18 protein-coding genes are annotated in these 19,373 nt (G+C 45.3%); all 18 read right to left on the bottom strand.

What is annotated here, in order from left to right; genetic code table 11:
• Window positions 1-31 precede the first annotated feature (31 nt).
• Window positions 32-1,732: a fused response regulator/phosphatase gene (locus DFP81_RS11525; RefSeq protein ID WP_115897941.1), complete on the bottom strand. Its 1,701-nt coding sequence runs from the start codon at window positions 1,730-1,732 to the stop codon at window positions 32-34.
• A gap of 3 nt (window positions 1,733-1,735) precedes the next feature.
• Window positions 1,736-2,038, bottom strand: coding sequence for an STAS domain-containing protein (locus DFP81_RS11520; protein ID WP_220342939.1), 303 nt, complete (start codon window positions 2,036-2,038; stop codon window positions 1,736-1,738).
• Window positions 2,039-2,070: 32 nt separating this feature from the next.
• The gene (locus tag DFP81_RS11515; RefSeq protein ID WP_115897940.1) at window positions 2,071-3,981 is read right to left on the bottom strand and encodes a hypothetical protein; all 1,911 of its coding nucleotides are present in this window, start codon (window positions 3,979-3,981) and stop codon (window positions 2,071-2,073) included.
• Window positions 3,974-5,848, bottom strand: a complete 1,875-nt coding sequence (locus DFP81_RS11510; protein ID WP_115897939.1) for a hypothetical protein — start codon at window positions 5,846-5,848, stop codon at window positions 3,974-3,976. The genes DFP81_RS11515 and DFP81_RS11510 overlap by 8 nt, the downstream gene beginning before the upstream one ends.
• A 79-nt stretch (window positions 5,849-5,927) precedes the next feature.
• Window positions 5,928-6,362: a flagellar export protein FliJ gene (gene fliJ, locus DFP81_RS11505; RefSeq protein ID WP_115897938.1), complete on the bottom strand. Its 435-nt coding sequence runs from the start codon at window positions 6,360-6,362 to the stop codon at window positions 5,928-5,930.
• A gap of 54 nt (window positions 6,363-6,416) precedes the next feature.
• Complete coding sequence (gene fliI, locus DFP81_RS11500; RefSeq protein WP_115897937.1) at window positions 6,417-7,748, bottom strand: flagellar protein export ATPase FliI; 1,332 nt, start codon at window positions 7,746-7,748, stop codon at window positions 6,417-6,419.
• 10 nt (window positions 7,749-7,758) lie between these two features.
• Complete coding sequence (locus DFP81_RS11495; protein ID WP_115897936.1) at window positions 7,759-8,562, bottom strand: FliH/SctL family protein; 804 nt, start codon at window positions 8,560-8,562, stop codon at window positions 7,759-7,761.
• Between the two features lie 7 nt (window positions 8,563-8,569).
• Window positions 8,570-9,580 carry a flagellar motor switch protein FliG gene (fliG, locus tag DFP81_RS11490; RefSeq protein WP_115897935.1) on the bottom strand — a complete coding sequence of 337 codons (1,011 nt, stop codon included), beginning with the start codon at window positions 9,578-9,580 and terminating at the stop codon, window positions 8,570-8,572.
• Entirely contained in the window at window positions 9,581-11,260 is a 1,680-nt protein-coding gene (gene fliF, locus DFP81_RS11485; RefSeq protein ID WP_115897934.1) for a flagellar basal-body MS-ring/collar protein FliF, read from the bottom strand.
• Between the two features lie 27 nt (window positions 11,261-11,287).
• Complete coding sequence (gene fliE / locus DFP81_RS11480; protein WP_115897933.1) at window positions 11,288-11,644, bottom strand: flagellar hook-basal body complex protein FliE; 357 nt, start codon at window positions 11,642-11,644, stop codon at window positions 11,288-11,290.
• Window positions 11,645-11,711: 67 nt separating this feature from the next.
• Window positions 11,712-13,058 carry a sigma-54-dependent transcriptional regulator gene (locus DFP81_RS11475; protein ID WP_115897932.1) on the bottom strand — a complete coding sequence of 449 codons (1,347 nt, stop codon included), beginning with the start codon at window positions 13,056-13,058 and terminating at the stop codon, window positions 11,712-11,714.
• 1 nt (window position 13,059) lies between these two features.
• A complete protein-coding gene (locus DFP81_RS11470) occupies window positions 13,060-14,214 on the bottom strand; it encodes a sensor histidine kinase (protein ID WP_115897931.1) in 1,155 nt (384 codons plus the stop codon).
• Window positions 14,214-14,696: a helix-turn-helix domain-containing protein gene (locus DFP81_RS11465; protein ID WP_181903084.1), complete on the bottom strand. Its 483-nt coding sequence runs from the start codon at window positions 14,694-14,696 to the stop codon at window positions 14,214-14,216. The genes DFP81_RS11470 and DFP81_RS11465 overlap by 1 nt, the downstream gene beginning before the upstream one ends.
• Window positions 14,697-14,840: 144 nt before the next feature.
• On the bottom strand, window positions 14,841-15,518 hold the full coding sequence (gene bioD / locus DFP81_RS11460) for a dethiobiotin synthase (RefSeq protein WP_115897929.1): 678 nt from the start codon (window positions 15,516-15,518) through the stop codon (window positions 14,841-14,843).
• A gap of 26 nt (window positions 15,519-15,544) precedes the next feature.
• Window positions 15,545-16,351 carry a malonyl-ACP O-methyltransferase BioC gene (bioC, locus tag DFP81_RS11455; protein ID WP_115897928.1) on the bottom strand — a complete coding sequence of 269 codons (807 nt, stop codon included), beginning with the start codon at window positions 16,349-16,351 and terminating at the stop codon, window positions 15,545-15,547.
• Window positions 16,338-17,135 carry an alpha/beta fold hydrolase gene (locus DFP81_RS11450; protein WP_115897927.1) on the bottom strand — a complete coding sequence of 266 codons (798 nt, stop codon included), beginning with the start codon at window positions 17,133-17,135 and terminating at the stop codon, window positions 16,338-16,340. Before DFP81_RS11450 ends, bioC begins: the two co-directional genes overlap by 14 nt.
• A gap of 8 nt (window positions 17,136-17,143) precedes the next feature.
• Entirely contained in the window at window positions 17,144-18,319 is a 1,176-nt protein-coding gene (gene bioF / locus DFP81_RS11445) for an 8-amino-7-oxononanoate synthase (protein WP_115897926.1), read from the bottom strand.
• A complete protein-coding gene (gene bioB, locus DFP81_RS11440; protein ID WP_115897925.1) occupies window positions 18,312-19,367 on the bottom strand; it encodes a biotin synthase BioB in 1,056 nt (351 codons plus the stop codon). The genes bioF and bioB overlap by 8 nt, the downstream gene beginning before the upstream one ends.
• Window positions 19,368-19,373 lie beyond the last annotated feature (6 nt).

Below are 19,373 nucleotides of genomic sequence, written 5' to 3'. Positions count from 1 at the left end.
CAATATGCAAGACAAAGGCCAACCTAACTTATTATTCTTGTTGCCAGCCAAAATAGGCACTCACAGAGCGCCCGCCATCAGCGAACTCCAGTTTTTCACACAACTGTTTCAACAGCGCCAAACCTCTATTGTATGGCACATCGTTACGACTAAGATCGCATTCCACACTTTCAAAATCAAAACCTGAGCCACTGTCCGTCACACGTAATACTAACTGGCCTGAAGTTGAGTTTGACACAACACTGACTTGAATATTCACAAACCCTTCTTGCAATGCTAACAGCGCAGCTTCTCTTTCTTCATAATAAGAAGAAAATCCTTCTAACGTCTCTTTTTTGGCTGACGTTAACTGCAAAACTCCATGCTCTAACGCATTTGAATAGAGCTCAGATAAAATCATGAAAACATGACTCGCATATTGGCTTAAGCCGGGCACGGTTGTGATTATTTGCAGAATGTATGGCAGTGGATCCACTGAACGCAGTGATTCTGCGTTTAATCTATATTCGAACGAAAAGTTTGCTGGCGCCCCACGCGTGCCGGAAGGCTCATGAGAATCCGCCGAATGGACACCGATGTGAGAATTAAGAGACACCTCTAGACAAGAGATATCATCTAGCGAGCGCTCCAACACCCCCTCTTGCTTCATGCCTGCCACCAAGCAATCTAAACCGCCTGTGAAACCGTTCTCTGAGTGATATAAAGCGGCCAATTTTGGCTCAAGAAAGCCTTCCCCCTGTCGAGTTTTCGCTTCATACAATCCATCAGAGTAGGCCAGCAACACATCGCCATTCTGAAAAGAGAGCGAATCAATGGCAAACTCAAACTCTCTAGGAGACAAGACCCCTAACGGTAAGTTCTTTGATATTAATTTTCTGGCTTGTTTTTTTTGCGGGGTAAACAACAATAAATCAGGTAAACCACCATTCCAAACATCTATGCTTTTATCGTTCGCCTTTATGTCAATAAAAGCCGCACTGCAAAACATATCATCTGGTAAAATCCGCTTTAGACGAGCATTGATTTCCGGCAATATCTGCCTCATCAAGAAACCTTTTTTAGTCCAATCAAAAAAGATATCAGCCAAGGGTAATGCACCAATTGCTGCCGATAACCCTTGCCCTGTGAAATCACCTAATAGCAAATGCATACCGCCATTTGGCTTATATGCCGCCAGTATCACATCCCCATTGAAAGTATGGCTACTATGATGAAAAGTCTTTAGCGCTGGATCGTTTAAGCAATTTGAATAGGTAATATTTTCATACACTACTTTGGCCACGTCTTGTCCATAGAGCAGCATTTCATTATATTTCGAGAGGGCTTCATTTTGCTCGGCGAGTGTTTTTTGCATCATCAAAACACGCGTAATTACGGCTAATTTTGCACTAATTAACGCACTATTGTATGGCTTAGAAATATAGTCCGCTCCCTTAATTTCTAAACACTGCGATAATGCATCAGAGTCCAACTCGCGAGTAAGAAAAACAATAGGGATATACATATCAGGGGCTAATCTCTGAAGCTGAAGAGCAACTGAACGGCTATTCTGAGACGCCTCTGCTAACCCTAAACACACCAATTGAATTGCTTTAGGATCAAATAGTTTAATCGCTTCTGGGCCACTCTTCGCCTCAATAACGGTATGACCAAGCTGTTCAAAAATGGTTTTCAAACGCAAACGGTCTGCCGTCATTTCATCGGCAATAAGAATGGTAATATTTGCTGTCATAAACTACTCGGATATGGTGAAAAGGCGATTAAAATTAGCCATTTTTAGAATCTGACTGACAACCATAGAACAATGGCTCAAAAACACTTTAGCCCCTCTCACATCCGCGTAATTTCTTAGCAGTAACAACATACCCAAGGCGGAACTGTCCAAATAACTGACACCGGACAAATCTACTGTGTAGGTTTTAGCTTGAGGCTTAGCAACAAAGGCCTTTCGAAAAAGCCCATGGCAATTAAAATCAAAACGGCCGTTCACCTTGATCATTAGGTGTGCTGAATTTTCATCATAACGGTTCTCTATCACAATCCCCTCCAAATACAAGAAGGAGAGTTTAGTTAAGCCCCCTCCAACCCATCTGTATTTTCTGTCAAAGCGACTATTTCTTTATGTCCGCCATCATTCAATCGAGTCATTTCCACTAACAAATTGTCTATTCTAACTTTCATTTCATTGGCTGATTGTTGCGCCCTTTTTAAACGGGCGGAACCAACACTATGATCAGACTCCAACAGCGAAAGCGTTAAAGCGACCGCATCTTGCATACTGTATATTTGTTTCTGAACACTACTAATATCGTGATCCAAATCAATCGAAAAACGCCGACGAATTTGATCTGAATCGCCTTCAGAGGCAGACAAGCTAGCCAACACACCAGCCCGAACTTCATTCAGGCAACGATCTACATCACTCAGTAATTGAGCCTGCCCAGCCACATCTTTCTCTACCAGCATTAAACGCTGTAAGAGCAGTTCATATCCCACCAACACAACGTCATCAAACTGAGCGGTCAAATAAGACACTTCATCTAACTCACTGACAAGCGACTCTGGAAGTGAATTATCTACCGGAATCATTGACTTACTATGCTCACAATTGTCGTTTATTTTTTCCGTTAATAGCGTTTTTATTTGTTGTAGTTTAGTAATTTCAAAATCAACCATTTTGTCACAATCTGAGCTCGAAACGGCGTCAAAAAGATCAACCACAGAATGACGAATTTTCTCCAATAACACGGCAAAGTCTTGAAATGGAGAATCATCCCTCAAGAGGCGAATAGGGTATTGCCAAGCCCCTTGAACCATCAGCTCTAAGCTCTTTCGCAACACTTCGATTTCAGCAAGCTGGGAAAGTGGGGGCAATAATACGAGATACGCGTCACTGTCCGCATCCACCATTAACCTTTCTACGACTAATGAGTAGCGCCCATCGTGCAAACTTAACTTGATATCATGTTCATCATTTAAAATAGTCTCAGGCAAACGCTCACCTAACGGCCCATCAAGGCCTGGATCGATCTCGAAAAGCGGCTCAAGTAAACTCGCATTCTGCTGCCAAAGCTCACTAAAACCGTGACTTAACCATTTTACATCTCCCTCTGCATCAGCAATCAAAAAAGCAGATGTAATTCGGGATAAACCTTGTGTAATGAGGGCCTTATCAGCCTCTGATTCTGACAAAGTAAATTCTCGCGAAGAAAGCTCACTATCAAATAAATGCCCAAGATCGGTGAATTCATCCGTGATTTTATAGTGCTGGTCCGAAGTAAAGCTTCCTTGCTGATGCTTTTCCAAAACCACATGCAAATGCTGAAAACCTCGCCCTAAGCGCTTTACTAAGAAAACAGAAAGCGCCAAAAGCGCCACAGCGACGCCGCCAAAAATAATCAAAAATCCCCATTCACCGTCATTTAACAAGGCCTTATCACGCGCATTCAAGGCCAGCTGCTGCTCAGCAAGCTCCCTTCCTTGCTCTTCTGCACGCTGAATATAGCCTCGGATTTGTTGTTTCTCTCGTACAAACAAGCGTCTGGTTTTCAGCACTTTTATAGCGCTGTTTTGCCCTGTCATTTTTTCGAGAAAAGCCAGCTCAGGCTTTACGTTTTGAAAATGGTGGTGAGGATTTGCCTGCTGATAACGCGATAATAAAAGGTCAATATGAGTATAAACTTCCAGCAACTTGAGGGGTAAAAGAGCATTTTCTTTTCTTTTGGCGGCAGAAACATTCACCCCCGCCGCATAATCATTGACAAGCCATTCATACCAATAACGCTCCGCATTACTGGTATGAACCATTAAACTCGTTAGCCCCGACTGCTTCGCTGTACGCGCTTCAAACTCTAGATCCAAGAACTTATAAAGCCCAACCGCAGCAATCAACAGCAACAACAAAAGCGCAAATGCACCTTTCTGCACAGTGCCGATTAAATCTTTTCGAGGCAAATTAAAAGCAGTCTCTTGTTTAGTCATAATTACTCGCACTTTCTACTGAGTGTTGCGGCCAAAGGTAGTGAATGAAATTCGATATATTATCGGTATTTATAACAAAATCATGCTCATGATGCGCCCTACTTGCAAGCTGCCACACAGCATGTTCATGCTTTACTAGGTTTAGTTGATTAATTTTAGTTACGCTTAATTGATCTGGGAGCTTATCGCACCAAGCGACTGAACTGGATAAGAAGGCACAGCGATGTCCGGCCAATAAAAGAGCAAAACGCCCCTCTTGCCCAACGTCCAAAGACACAATTTGACTGTAATATTCCATGCCATGAAGCAGCCCTCTTTCACACACCTTTTGCTCTCTTGAAAAAAGATAAAAGGAAGCCCCTGAGGCAATAGATATAAGATCGGCCACTAAGTTAGCTGCCACCCACAGCACGCCACCGGTAAACATTAGTTGATAATAGCCTGTTCGCTTAACATCATTGACTCTTGTCGGCAGCGATTGCAGCTCGGTCAAAATAGGCGCTGGCGTCCTGCTTCCGGTTAACCAAGGCTCAACAAAACATTCTCCTTGTGCGGTTAACCAAATATTTTTTGTAGATCCGCTAGGACGAAGAGAAAAAGCACAAATACCTTCTAACTGAACAACCCCTTTAATCGCAATAGCAATATTACGACTACACTGTTGAGTCACAAAAAGTTCAAAACCTTCTCCAGAATGACTCTCTAACCTGCCATCTAATACAGAGAACAGCTCAGAATCTATTTCCAACTCAGCACTCAAACCACAATCAAAGTGACACATCCAGCGATTCGATCCTAGGGATTGTAACTGCATATTTTGCAAGGAAAAGCAGCCCATAAAATCACTTTGAGCAAACGCTAAACGCTGCCGACCAAGATCAATAACACAGAGCCATGAAGACAATACATCGCGCCCTAACAATGTGTATTGCGTTGCGCTAGCTAAAAGGGGGGAGCTAGTCTGGGTTAGGCTAGCGTGTGGCAGAAGCGCTTTAAAGTAGCAACCCGCAATGCGCTCAGGTCGAGCTAGCTGCCCAGCTATCAAGGTGGTTTTTGCAGACTGCAAAGCACCAGGCACTAGACTGTCTCCCTGTTCAATCACCACCTCCTGATGAAGCCTAGTAAAAAGCATTGAAAACGCTCGATAATGCTCTACGCGAATCCACTCTGACATTGAATCTAGTAATCGCTGACGCTCGCCTCTTGGTAGTTGAGCAGATAAAAACGCCAAGGCGTAACTCGATGCCAACCACACCATCTCGTATTCCAAATTGCGGCACCGTGAGTGTCGCCAACTGAACATAGGAAAAGACTTCTGCAACCAGTCAAATGGCTGCACAGTCAATAACTTAAAATAGCCTTTCTGCGACGGCTGAGACTCCATATTTAGATGAAAAGACACCTCACCTAATCCCGCCAACTGAGACATTTGTGGGATCATAGCGGATGCCGTCACAGCATTAAGGTGTGCCTCATAGGCGTGTATCGGTCGCTTAACAGCCTGTTCTTTTTTCTGTTCTAACAAACGCCAACAAAAGCCCGTCTGCTCAAACCTCGGCAAGGCAATATGAAGGTAAGCCTCACCAAGCCCATAAGCCAGAACATACTGTTCAAACCCATCCAACATTTCGTGCAATGCAACAAACAACAGCGGGTCATAAATAGGCTGTGTGCGAATGATATGGTCTAACGATAAAATCGCCCCTTGCGTACGCTGCTGAACACAAGGAGGAGTGTGATTATCTGAAAACACTTGGGACAAGGTAAACAAAGCTTGCTTAACGTTCAATAAGCCAAGCTCAGGGGCAATAGGATAACGATCAAGCGCCTCAGCCAATGTCTGAATAGCAGAAGAGTCAGGGCTCACAACAATATCCTTTGACACCCAATAGCACCTCATTTTGATGAGTGGACCCAGCCAAAGCGAAAAATAATAAAAAGGATGGCTAGCGTAGATTATCCATAAAACGGCGCATCGCGAACTCATCACTCTGACGCTGCTCTTTTTTATCTTCTAACAACTGCTCTTGCTTATGATGTTTTTCCTTTAACCAATCCATGCTTTTGGTTTTGGTCTTGGCTTCCATCCAGCCACGCATTGTCATGTTTGCTTGTTGTTGAGAACGACCCACCGCCGCCTCTTGCTGTCTAATCGCTTGCTGCACTCGATCAACAAAATGCTGATAATTAGTGGTTAGATAAGCGCTTAACCCTAATAAATTACGTTCCGATTCATACTGACCGGCGTACTCTTTTAACTCTTCTAATTTATCTTGATCTTGCTGCACTTTAGCTTTATCGGCGGCTAATTGACGAGCGATAGTGTCCTCTTTACGCTTCGCAATATCCACCAATAACTGGGCTCGTTGAGATTTTTTCATAGCGACTCTCTAATCCAGACTTATCAAATATTAGACGCTTTTCCGCCTTAAGGTCTACTCCCCTTTTGTCATTGCTTGCACCAGAGCCTCTAAGCTTGCATCAATAGAGAAACTTTCGCTGAGCCCCTGTTGCAGAAATTCACGAATATCTGGCATCCGCACAATAGCTTGATCTAAATCTGGATCGCTGCCTCGCGCATACGCGCCAATCGCTACAAGGTCTTGATTTTGCTGAAATTTAGAGTACAGCTGCTTCACTCGCATAGCACCTTGCAAATGTGCCTCACTGACAATATTTGGCATCGCCCGTGAAATAGAGGCTTCAATATCAATCGCAGGATAATGCCCTTCTTCAGCCAACCGACGAGACAACACAATATGGCCATCTAAAATAGCACGAGAAGCATCCGCAATCGGATCTTGCTGATCATCACCTTCCGTTAAAACCGTATAAAATGCTGTAATAGAGCCACTTCCATCACGACCATTACCGGCGCGCTCTACTAACTGTGGCAGCTTGGAAAACACAGATGGTGGATACCCTTTGGTGGCAGGCGGCTCCCCCACTGACAAGGCAATTTCACGCTGCGCTTGGGCATAGCGAGTTAAAGAATCCATCAGCAAAAGTACGCTTTTCCCTTGGTCTCGATAATACTCAGCAATACGTGTAGCAAGCATAGCAGCCCGCAAACGCATTAAGGCCGAATCATCCGCAGGAGAAGCAACGACTACTGAGCGTGACAAACCTTCTTCACCAAGGATCTGCTCAATAAACTCTTTTACCTCGCGACCACGCTCGCCAATCAAACCAACGATGGTGACATCAGCATTAGTGAAGCGCGTCATCATACCAAGCAGCATACTTTTACCAACACCACTGCCGGCAAACAGACCAATCCGCTGCCCTTTACCCACGGTCAATAAGCTGTTGATCGATTTAATACCGACATCAAGAGGTTCATCTATCGGCTTGCGTTGGAGGGGATTTATGGTGTCACATTGTAGATTAACAGAGTCTTTACTGCGTATTGGGCCTTTGCCATCTAACGGCTTACCTAAGCCATTCACGACGCGACCTAATAACTCATCACCGACCGGCATTTTACTGTCTTCAACAAGTGGCCGTACACGAGCACCTGGTGAGATACCATCAATCGCTTCAGTTGGCATTAAATAAGTGAGGTTACCTGTAAAGCCAACTACTTCTGATTCAACCCAACGGTCTTGGCGCACCTGGACTAGGCAACGGTCCCCCAATGCCACTACACAGCCAACGGCTTCCATGGTTAGACCCACCATGCGTGTGACCTTGCCTTCTAACTGAGGAGGAAATGCTAGGGCAGAAACATTGTTTAATTTCTGTAAGCGTTCGACTAATGTGGACACTGGTGCGACCTTATTCTTCTGGACTAGATAAATGGCGCAATTCGTCACAAACCGACGCTAAGCGCTGCTCAACACGGCCATCGACATGGAAAGCTTTTGAATCAAGCAAGAAGCCGCCTTCCATTAAACTCTCGTCTTCATCAATCTGTAAGGCTAATCGGTCAGCAACGGCCAATGCCTCTAACACTGAGACATCATTGGGGTGTAAGCGCAGACGAATACGCCCTTCATACTCACCAATTTCATCAAAAACCCGCGTAAGCTGCGTTTTCAAAACATGATGGGCATCTTCTTTCATTTGCGATAGACAGACATTCTCAATTAAGCGAGTCATGGTTTGATAAAGTATCGTTTCTGCTGCCGCTCGGCTTTCTTCCAAGGGGTGTGTGATTTCGTTAACCACATCCGTTAATAACTTCTCTAGACTTTCAAGCTGACCCTGTGCGACTTCTTTTGCCGCCGCCTCACCTTCTTCCCTACCTTGCGCTAAGCCTTCTGCATGGCCTTTTTCAAAACCTTCTGGCTCTCCCTTAGAGAAACCGTCTTGATAGCCTTTTTCGTGCCCATCAGCTTCACCCTGAATAAAGCCTTCGTCATAAGCTGCACTGCGGATTTCTTCAAGCTGCGACGCCGTTAATGGCTCATACACCAAGCTATCTTGATCAACTTCTTCCGTTGTTATCGAGGTGTCTTTTTGGATAAGGATGGCAGGGCCTGTGTCTTCTGTTACCTTGTTATTCTCAAGGTTAGGCAACTCCCAGCGCTCATAGGCTGTTAATTTTCCAGTACTTTTTTGTTTGTCTTCGTCTGACATTCTTTATTTAAACCATTTGCTCACCGCCACCGCCGAGAACGATTTCTCCGTTATCAGCTAGGCGTCTGGCAACCGCCAGAATTTCTTTTTGAGCGACTTCAACTTCACTTACACGCACTGGACCTTTCGCTTCTAAATCGTCTTTTAGCATATCTGCAGCCCGCGAAGACATATTTTTAAAGACCTTTTCTTGCATGTCTGGGTCTGCGCCTTTCAAAGCAAGAATCAAGGTTTCAGATTCCACTTCACGCAAGATCACCTGAATGCCACGATCGTCCACATCCATTAGGTTATCAAACACAAACATAAGATCCTGAATGGTATTGGCTAGATCCTCATCAACATCTCGAATCGAATCCATGAGATCGGACTCCACCGTACTGTCGATAAAGTTCATAATGTTGGCCGCGGTTCGAATACCGCCAATCGAAGTAGATTGAGTCGATTGATTACCAGAGAACTGTCTTTCTAAGATATCATTAAGCTCTTGCAGCGCGGCCGGCTGTACGGTATCCAATGAAGCCACGCGCAAAACAATATCTAGTCGCACCCGCTCATCAAAATTCGCCAAAATATCGGCGGCCTGATCTGGATCCAGATAAGAAATGACGATGGCTTGGATTTGAGGATGCTCATAGCGGATAACATCAGCAACCGCTCTTGGCTCCATCCATTTTAGGGTATCCAAACCTGTTGTATTACCACCTAAAAGAATGCGGTCGATTAAGCTGCTGGCCTTTTCATCGCCCAATGCCTCTTTGAGCATGTTTCGAATATAGCCATCAGCCCCTAACCCCAAACCAGTCTGATCACCGACCAAGACCAAAAAATCGTCTAATACTTTTTCTACCTGATGACGCTGAACATTAGACAGCTGAGCCATAGTTTGACCAATACGCTGCACTTCTTTTGGCCCCATATGCTTAAGAATCTGTGCCGCATCGGATTCACCAAGGGACATCAGCAGAACGGCCGCCTTCTCAAGTGAACTTAAATCATTTTGACCAATATCGCTCATTTAACCTTCCATCACCCATTGCTTCACAACTTGAGCAACACGCTCAGGCTCTTCGGCAATCAAGCCTCGAATAGCATTAATTTGACGTTCAATTTTTTCTGGTGAGCCAGGAACCATTACATCTTCAGCACTCACCAAAGACACTTGATCATCTGAAATTTCATCTGTTTCATCGGAAAAAATAGCGGCTTCTGTGTCTTCTGCCACGGCAATTTTATTCTGCTCGCTAAGTGTTTTAAGAATCGGTCTTACGACGATCAACAGCAGAATCAATACAAATAAGCCAACCAAGCTTGGTTTCAACAAATTAAAGAACCAATCTTGTTTGTAAAAGGGTACCTCTTCCACCGGAGCTTCTGGCTCAGGCAAAGCAAACGGTGAGTTAATCACACTGACACTGTCACCTCGTGAAGGGTTATAGCCCACGGCGTCTCTTACCAACAAGGTCAAACGACCTAATTCTTCATCGCTCCAAGGGGTACGTTCAACCGCACTGGTATCAGGGTTAATACTGACCAAATCATCCACCACAACGGCTACCGATAATCTATGTATCGTACCTTGTTGGTTTTTCGTATAACTGATGCTTCTGTCTAACTCAAAATTACGAGTAGTTTCTTCTCGTGACTGACCGTTAGCATTATTGTTTGTTGTAGAGGAGCCAATCTGAGCGCCGTTTTCGTCCACCGCTTCTGGCGCAGTCACAGCCCCTGGCGGCTGATTACTCAATGCGCCGGGAATGCCTCCATTGGTTGCACCCGCCCCTTTTTTCTCTCTGAGTGTTTGCTCACTACGCAACGCCAATAAATCTGGATTGTATTGCTCTGCGGTCTTTTCAACGGCCGTAAAATCCACATCCGCTGACACTTCAGCCTTAAATCGTCCATCACCCACCACAGGCCCTAAAATACTGTTCACCCGTTGCAGCAAGACATCTTCTACACGTCGCGTGTAATCAAATTGCTTACCCGCAACAGACAGCTGGGATGAAGGGTCTTTTTCTGTTAATAAGGTGCCACGTTGGTCGACCACTGTGACACTTTTTTCGCTTAACTGGGAAATACTTGAGGCCACCAGATTGACGATTGCATCTACCTGACTACGATCCAAACGACGTCCCGGATACAACTCTAGAAAGACAGAAGCAGAAGGTTTTCGCGTGTCTCGCACAAATACAGATTCTTTTGGAATCGCCAAGTGAACCCGCGCAGATTTGACACTTTGTAAACTGGAAATGGTTTTGCTTAGCTCCCCTTCCAAACCACGCCGATATCGGGCACTTTCAACAAATTGAGAGGTTCCCAAGCCCTGATCTTGATCTAGAATTTCCATGCCAACGGTTTGATCCGAGACAATACCAGAGCCAGCTAATTTTAGCCGAGCCTGCTGATAATAGTCGGCTTCCACCAACAAGGCGCCCGAATTCTGGTCAATCTTAAAAGGGATGTTATTGGTATTGAGGACTTCTACAATTTGATCTGCATTGTAATTGGTAATACTACTCAACACAGGTTTGTAATCTGGACCACTGGTCCATAATACTGCCGCAAGAGCGATAGCAATAGAGGCAGCAAGGCCGACCATTAAAGCCAACTGTCTAATAACAGTCAGCTTATTAAAGCCAGTCACAAGGTCTAGGTAGAGCTTTTGCTCTGATTGTTCAGCTGGGACATTATCCATTAAAAAGCGCCAAGCGATATATCATGCCTAAATTGGCATATTCATGATTTTTTCATACGCATCTACAAGTTTATTACGTACCTGCGTCATAGCTTCAAATGAAACACTCGATTTTTGCAGACCTATCATGACTTGGGGCAAATCGACGCCGTCGTCACCACGTTCGTATGACTGCGCCAAGTTTTTTGCATCCTGCTGCAAGGAATTCACATTATCAACGGCATTTTTGAGCATGTCAGCAAAATCAGCGCGGCCGACTGCCTCCCCATCTTCCCCGCCTATTTTAGGAACATTAGGCATAGACGAGCTTGGCGCGTGCACCTGCGCCTTCATCTCCCTCATTTGGGAAAGCACTTGATTAATATCCGGTCTATCAGTGACCATGCTACTCACCTACAAAAAACACATTGATACAGCTTAGCATAAAGGTAATTAAAACAAGATACAAAAATCAATCTACATCTAAGCCACTTTCGCGCATTTTAGCAATTTTATAGCGTAATGTTCGTGGGCTGATGCCTAATTTGTCCGCCACAAGCTTACGCTTACCGTTTGCTTCGATAAGTGCTTGAGCAATAATCCGGAATTCATGCTGCTGAACGCCCTTACCAAGAATAGAAGCCGCGCTGTCTTCTTCCTCTTCTTGAGCCTCATTTATCGCCGGCGCACTCATCATATCAAACGCCACATGCTCTTCATGAATCTGACCATTAGGGCTAAGAATCAAGGCGCGCTGAATCACATTATCCAGCTCTCGCACATTACCAGGCCAAGGATGTGCCTCTAATTTGCTTAAAGCAGAAGGCTTGAGTACAGCGCCTGCAATGCGCATTTTCTCCGCGTGCTTGTCTAAAAAGCGCTGCGCTATCGGGATAATATCGCCTTTACGTTCACGTATTGGCAACCAGCGTAAAGGAAAAACATTGAGCCGATAATATAAATCTTCTCGAAAGCCGCCGTCTCTTACGTATTCAGCCAAATCTCGGTTAGTCGTCGCGATTACTCGCACATCAAGCTGAATGGTTTTCTTGCCCCCTAGTCGCTCAACTTCTTGCTCTTGTAGAACTCGCAGTAACTTCGCCTGTAAGCCAATGTCTATTTCGGTAATTTCATCAAGTAATAAGGTACCACCATTAGCTTGCTCAAATTTACCCGCCTGGGCAGAAACTGCGCCGGTATAGGCGCCTTTTTCATAACCAAACAAGATGGCTTCTAACATATTTTCTGGAATTGCCGCACAGTTAATGGCCACAAAAGGCGCATTATGGCGAGCCGATTCTTGGTGGATATAATTCGCCAATACTTCTTTACCTGTGCCACTCTCGCCACAGATCAACACAGTTGAATCCGTCACAGCAACTCGCTTTGCAAGTTCCAGCATAGCAATACTTGAAGGGTCTTTGGCTATGGGCTGGTGATTTTGCGAGGTTGACTTTTTCACCGTGTACTTTTCAATCGCTTCTAGCAGCTCTTTTTCTTGAAATGGCTTGAGCAAATAATCAACCGCACCATCTCGCATGGCTTCAACGGCATGTGCAATGTCCCCATAGGCGGTCATCAGCATAATCGGTAATTCTGGGTAACTCTCGACCACATGATGTAATAAGCCGTAACCGTCCATACCGGGCAAATTAACGTCAGACACCACCATATCAAAACGGTTTGTTTTCAGCGCTAATACGGCATCTTCGGCATTAAACACCACTTTACACTGATAATTCGCCAGCATTAGTGTGTCTTCTAACGCTTCAGCCAATCCTTTATCATCTTCAACGATGAGTAACTTCACATCAGACATATTACACCCTTACAAGAGGAAGCTGCAGACTTGCTGTCGTGCCAACACCCTCGATACTGTCTATTTCAAACACGCCATGATGCGCTCTTGCTATCGCTTTCACAACCATCAGACCTAATCCTGTTCCATGTTGCTTGGTGGTCACAAAACCTTCCTGCACATGCTCTAATTGAGAGGGTGACATACCTTCACCCTGATCTTTAAAAGACACCTTTAATGCATTGTCATCACAACGCCATTGCAAGGTAACTTGTTGCCCTTCAGCTTGTGCATCAATGGCATTATTGAGTAAGTTTAATAATGCACCAAGCAAGGCTTCTTTATTACATTGAACAAATAGCGAATCGCATTGCGCCTCACCATCAATTTCTAATAGGGTATTTTTTTGCTCACAGATTTCACGGCAATCAGACACCAAGCAGTCAATAAACTCGCTCGCATCCAGCTTTTCATCCAGCTTAATATCACTACGCGAAAAGATCAGCATGTCACGAATTTGTCGTTCAATGTTTTCCAGTCGACTGGCCAATTTATCAGCAAAGCGTTGACGCATCACAGGTGACAGATCGCTTTTTTGCAAATGGCCAGCATACAGGGTAGCAGAAGATAACGGCGTTCGGATTTGATGCGCTAATGCTGCGACCATCTTGCCCATATTCGACAAGCGCTCATGATGCGATAGTTTTTTTTGCAGTAAATAGGCTTCCGTTAGATCCACAAAGATCAACAGCTGCCCAGGCACATCACCTAATGAAGCCGTTTCCACCCGTACACGACGACCAGAAGCCATACTAATTTCATGACCATCGTCTTTTTGCGGACGAAAACTCAAAGGAACAATCTCTCCCCATGCACGGCCAATCAATGGCAATTCAAACAAACGGTCTGCCACTGGGTTCGCCATCACAACGACCCCTTCTGCATTTAGCAGCAAGACACCCACAGGCATCGACTCGAAAAGCTGCTGGAATTGTTGAACTAAAATGCGGTTTTTATCTTGTTCTTCACGACGGTTTTGTTCAGATTGTTCTAATTGAGCGGAAAGTTGGGCTACCTGCTCCTGCAAATCCAAATAAGATTTAGCAAGCGCATCTGAAGACTCTGAAAATACTTGAAAGGCCGCCTTTAACTCGGCAATTTCTTCATCCTTTGTCACTAAAACTCCGACTTATCTATATTATAGCGACGCATTTTTTCGATCAGCGTGGTTCTTTGTATCTGTAAATTTTGCGCAGCACGAGATACCACGCCTTGCGCTGACACCAGAGCCTGCCTAATTAGCAAGGCTTCCAAATGACGAACATGCAAATTTAGATTCACCCCGGAAGGCTGTGGCAGTAAACGCCGTTGCTGTATCTCTTTCAGCACGCTCCAAAAATCTTGAGAGCGCCACGGCAAAGGACAATACCACAAATTCTCTTCATGTCGCTCACCATTGATCACACTAAGGGAAGAATTCAAGGAAATAACAGGAATGATTTCATCAAGTTGCACACTTTCTACGGCATGACCAATGACAACAAAATCTGGTAATTGGAACGCAGTGAACGACGTACTGTGCTCAACCCCAATAAAGGTTAAGACACTGGATACACTAAGTATCTCTTCATCATCTAATCCACATAACCAAGCTCTCACTCTAATTCACCCTCTACGCAATACACAAAAACAACGCACTCATTAAGGATAGCGCCAAGCAGGAAGTAAGTCGCTCTTCCTGCTTTAATAATGCGAATTGAATTCAGGGTTTCAACCCTTTCACCCTAAACTAATAACCTAACCTTAAAGCCTTGCCAAGATTTGATCAAATTCAAGGTCTGCATCGGTCGGCGTTTCATGCCAACTTAAAGTTCCTAATAAAGGTGCAGGCAATAAACTCACCAAACTTTGTAGATTTTCTTCATAACATGGCATGCTATCTTGCCCGCCATTCGCCACCCAGCCTGCGATATTAAGGCCATCACGCAAAATCGCTTCAGCGCTTAACAGCGCATGATTCAAACAACCCAACTTCATATTGATGACAAGCACAACAGGGAAAGCCAAACTCTTCGCCAAATCAGAGAGCAATTCACGATCATTAAGTGGCACCCGCCAACCACCAGCACCTTCTACAATAGCAAAATCATGAGGCGTTAATAATGCACCTTTTAGGAAACCCTCAAGGCGCGACGCCGTAATCAAGCGGCCTTCTTGTGCCGCCGCAATATGCGGCGCTATTGCAGGCTCAAGCACGACAGGGTTAACTTGTTCATAAGGCAATTTGACACTGCTCGCGGCCTGAATCAACAAGGCATCGTCATTTCGTAACGCGCTGTCCATTCTCTCTGCGCCTGCTGCGATAGGCTTTAAACCAAGTGAACGAAATCCGGCACGTTGAGCTGCTTTCAACAGCCCAACAGTGACATATGTTTTACCGGCATCGGTGTCCGTCGCGGTTACAAAAAACGTCTTTTTCACAGATAACTCTCCACTATGACACTCTATTAAAAACAGGGCTTTTGTAGTACCACAAAAGCCACTTGATAACGCAAAGGTATTCCCGAATTTTCTCTAAGTTGCTCATATTGTTGGATAAAAGCTTTCCATTTAGAAGGAGATATGGCGTTTTTTTGATTACTAACAACCAAGCTCGCCCCCACTTTTTTCAACGAATAAATAGCTTCTTCAGGAGACTCAAACCACATAGGAACCGTTTCTAATTCAGCATTTACCGTCTGCCAAGGAGACGTTCCCAGCTGCTTAAGCAAATCGTTAAAGCTTGGGTAATGATTCACATGAGGGGCATGATCAATGCCTTGCCAAGCTTTGCTGATCTCCGGCATTGAGCCTTCACACAAGGTAGAAAACACCAAATAACCACCGGGCTTTGTGACCCGATAAAGCTCTGCAAACAAAGCCTCAGGCTGCAAGCACCATTGCATAGCCAAACTGGAAAAAAGCAAATCAAAACCAGCCTCAGCAAATGGCAATGCCTCAGCATCACCACAAACCAGGGCAACAGGCTGAGCAGACTCGCCCGCTTGTTCAAGCATTTGCAATGACAAGTCAAACGCGACTAACAAGGAGGGAGAATGAGTTTCCAACAAGGTTGGTAAGGCTTGACCTGTGCCAGTACCAACATCAAGCACAGTATCAGCACAATAAGAGGAAGGCAGGTGACTAAACAGCCGATCCAACACCAGTCGCTGAAAATCGGCATAGGCATCATAGGTTAACGCAGCACGATCAAATCGCTGGGCAACTTGTCGCTTATAGTGAAAAAGTTTTTCACTATCATTAGGTGTTTGCATCGATAAAGGTTTCAATATGCTGTACGCAAACCGCCTCATCTTCTAAGAAGGGCTGATGCGCACAATCGGCTAACACTATCACTTCTTGTAAAGGGTTGGTCTCTGTTTGCGTTGTTAAAGTCGTTGGAGCAACCAGAGTGTCATTTTGCCCCAACACATGTAAATTCGGTAAGTCTAGAAGCGCACTCTCACGGCGAACATCTAGCGCCCTTAATAAACGCAACCCACCCACTAACGCCGTTTTATTCAACTGTTTAGGGAGCAATGCTTGCAATTGCTTCAACAAGGGGCGTTCTTGCTTAGCACCTTTAACTTGCAACATCAAAAAGCGCTTCATACCTTGTTCTGGAGATTCAGTGATCAATTGAGAAAATTCATCAAACAACCTAGGTGACATACCGTCCGGCCAACCTTCGCGCTGTAAAAAGCTTGGTGAAGCAGATAAGGTAATAAGACCTTTCACGCAGCTGGAGCGACGCGCTGCCACATAAGTCGACACCATGCCGCCCAATGACCAGCCTATCCACCAGCAATTTTTTGGCGCAACAGAGATCAATTGCTCCGACAAGGCATCAATATCATAGTTCGGCTCAATGCGAGTGCGTTCTATGCGCTCTTCATCCAGAGAAATACCCGGCAGATTCGCCATCACCACGTAGAAGCGCTGACTGAGACGCATCGCCAAAGGCTTCATAACCTCTTTTGGCATCCCCCAACCAGGCACCATAAAAATAGCCGCTCGACTTGGCTCACCAAACGCTTCTGTTTCGATTTTAATGCGCATACTTCCCTCTACTGCAATGACGTTAAAACACACTCTAATGAGTCACACAGAAAAACCAAATCGTCGTCTGTATGAGACGCACTTAGAGTGATACGCAAACGCGCGCTGCCGACTGGTACTGTGGGTGGACGAATAGCCGTACACCATATACCAAGAGATTTTAACGCATCGCTGACCTTGATGGCAGTATGACTTTCCCCAATAACAATCGGCTGAATCGCGGTATTTGACGCCATTAGCTTAACAGGAAGTTGGCCGACACGCTGACGGAAATAAGCGATATGCCGAGCTAATTTCTCTCGACGAGCTTGGCCTTCAGAAGATTGAATCAAATTCAACGCCGTAAGCGTTGCTCCGGCGATGGCTGGTGACATGGCTGTCGTATAGACATAAGGGCGAGCAAATTGAGTAAGGTAATCCGCGATGCTATGACTGGTGGCAACAAACGCCCCAGAGGTACCAAACGCTTTACCAAAAGTACCTACCAAAATAGGTAAGGAATCCGCATTTAAACCTTCCAAAGCCAGGCTTCCCCGTCCTTGCGTACCAACACAACCTAGCCCATGAGCATCATCCACCATAAACAGCCAATCACGCTTTGCCGCGACACTGGATAAAGCCGCTAAGGGTGCCAAATCGCCATCCATGCTAAAAACACCATCTGTCACTAGCAATCCTGAGCTACCCAGCTTAGCCAATAGTTTGTCCGCACTCGCCACATCACAGTGCAAATAACGGCGCAGTGGCGCTTGCGCTAAAACCGCACCATCCAGTAAAGAGGCATGATTTAGCTTATCTTGGGCCACAGGTCGATCTTTTGCCGCTAACGCCGAGATCACCCCTAAATTTGCCATATAGCCGGTACTAAAAAGCATCACGCGCTCATACCCCAGCCACTCAGCAAGCGCTTCTTCCAAGGCTTGATGGGGAGCCAGATGACCACACACAAGATGCGAGGAACCGCCCCCAACACCGTATTGTTCAGCGGCATCATTCAAGCCTTTAATAAGCACAGGATGATTGGCTAGACCAAGGTAGTCATTGGAGCAAAAGGCTTTGTATTGACGGTTTCCGAAGGTCGCACTGGGCGCTTGCGGCCCTGCTAACGTTACTGTCTGGCGTAGTAAGGATTGTTGGCGGCGCTCGTTCAGCGCCGCCTCCACCCAAGCCGGAGTGCTAGGCATTGGCTTCGTAGAAGAGCTTTGATTCTTCTTGCTGAACAACTTGCGCTGCAATCGCTTCTGCGACCGCCGCATCAGAGTGCTCTTCACGCTGCTCTGGGTTAATCCCTAACTTAGCAAACAGCATTCTGTCTTTATCCGCTTCAGGGTTGCCGGTTGTTAGCAATTTCTCGCCATAGAAAATGGAGTTCGCCCCAGCCAAGAAACATAAGGCTTGTGTTTGCTCACTCATGCCTTGACGACCAGCCGACAAACGCACATGAGACTTAGGCATCACAATACGAGCTACGGCAATCGTACGAATAAAATCGAACTCATCAAGATCATCAACGTTTTCCAGTGGTGTGCCCGCGACTTTCACCAACATATTAATTGGCACGCTCTCAGGATGTGGTGTCATCAAGGCTAATTGGCGAATTAAACCAACACGGTCTTTTTGCTCTTCCCCCATGCCCATGATGCCACCACAGCATAATTTGATACCCGAATTTCGTACTCGAGACAAAGTGTCAAGGCGATCCTGATAGGTACGAGTAGTGATAATGCTGTCATAGAATTCAGCCGAGGTATCTAGGTTATGATTATAATAATCTAAACCTGCGTCTGACAAACGCTTGGCTTGCTCATCATTCAACGTGCCAAGGGTGACACAAGATTCCAGACCAAGAGACTTTACTCCCTTGATCATTTCCAACACATAAGGGAAATCTTTTTCTGAAGGATGCTTCCACGCCGCGCCCATACAAAAACGGCTCGCGCCTTGTTCTTTTGCTAACGCTGCCTCTTCCAACACTTTTTGTACTTCCATGAGCTTTTCTTTTTCCAGCTCAGTGTTGTAATGTCCACTTTGAGGACAATATTTACAGTCTTCAGGACAAGCGCCAGTTTTAATGGAAAGCAAGGTACTGACTTGCACTTCATTCGGCGTAAAATTCTCGCGATGTACTGTCTGAGCACGAAATACCAAGTCCATAAAAGGCATATCAAACAGTGCCTGTATTTCAGCATGCGTCCAATCGAAACGCGGCTCATTATTATTAGTAGCAGACATAGCGCC

It is taken from the genome of Marinomonas pollencensis (assembly GCF_003387375.1).
Classification (GTDB): domain Bacteria; phylum Pseudomonadota; class Gammaproteobacteria; order Pseudomonadales; family Marinomonadaceae; genus Marinomonas; species Marinomonas pollencensis.
Note: the sequence above shows the minus strand (reverse complement) of the source record. Positions and strands in the feature narration are given on the sequence as shown.

Excerpts from the sequence above, each read along its gene's own strand:
- DFP81_RS11450 (WP_115897927.1), bottom strand. The coding sequence starts at position 17,135 with ATGCGCATTAAAATCGAAACAGAAGCGTTTGGTGAGCCAAGTCGAGCG.
- fliE (WP_115897933.1), bottom strand. The coding sequence starts at position 11,644 with ATGGTCACTGATAGACCGGATATTAATCAAGTGCTTTCCCAAATGAGG.
- DFP81_RS11525 (WP_115897941.1), bottom strand. The coding sequence starts at position 1,732 with ATGACAGCAAATATTACCATTCTTATTGCCGATGAAATGACGGCAGAC.
- fliG (WP_115897935.1), bottom strand. The coding sequence starts at position 9,580 with ATGAGCGATATTGGTCAAAATGATTTAAGTTCACTTGAGAAGGCGGCC.
- DFP81_RS11495 (WP_115897936.1), bottom strand. The coding sequence starts at position 8,562 with ATGTCAGACGAAGACAAACAAAAAAGTACTGGAAAATTAACAGCCTAT.
- fliF (WP_115897934.1), bottom strand. The coding sequence starts at position 11,260 with ATGGATAATGTCCCAGCTGAACAATCAGAGCAAAAGCTCTACCTAGAC.
- DFP81_RS11475 (WP_115897932.1), bottom strand. The coding sequence starts at position 13,058 with ATGTCTGATGTGAAGTTACTCATCGTTGAAGATGATAAAGGATTGGCT.
- fliJ (WP_115897938.1), bottom strand. The coding sequence starts at position 6,362 with ATGAAAAAATCTCAACGAGCCCAGTTATTGGTGGATATTGCGAAGCGT.
- bioC (WP_115897928.1), bottom strand. The coding sequence starts at position 16,351 with ATGCAAACACCTAATGATAGTGAAAAACTTTTTCACTATAAGCGACAA.
- bioF (WP_115897926.1), bottom strand. The coding sequence starts at position 18,319 with ATGCCTAGCACTCCGGCTTGGGTGGAGGCGGCGCTGAACGAGCGCCGC.
- DFP81_RS11515 (WP_115897940.1), bottom strand. The coding sequence starts at position 3,981 with ATGACTAAACAAGAGACTGCTTTTAATTTGCCTCGAAAAGATTTAATC.
- bioB (WP_115897925.1), bottom strand. The coding sequence starts at position 19,367 with ATGTCTGCTACTAATAATAATGAGCCGCGTTTCGATTGGACGCATGCT.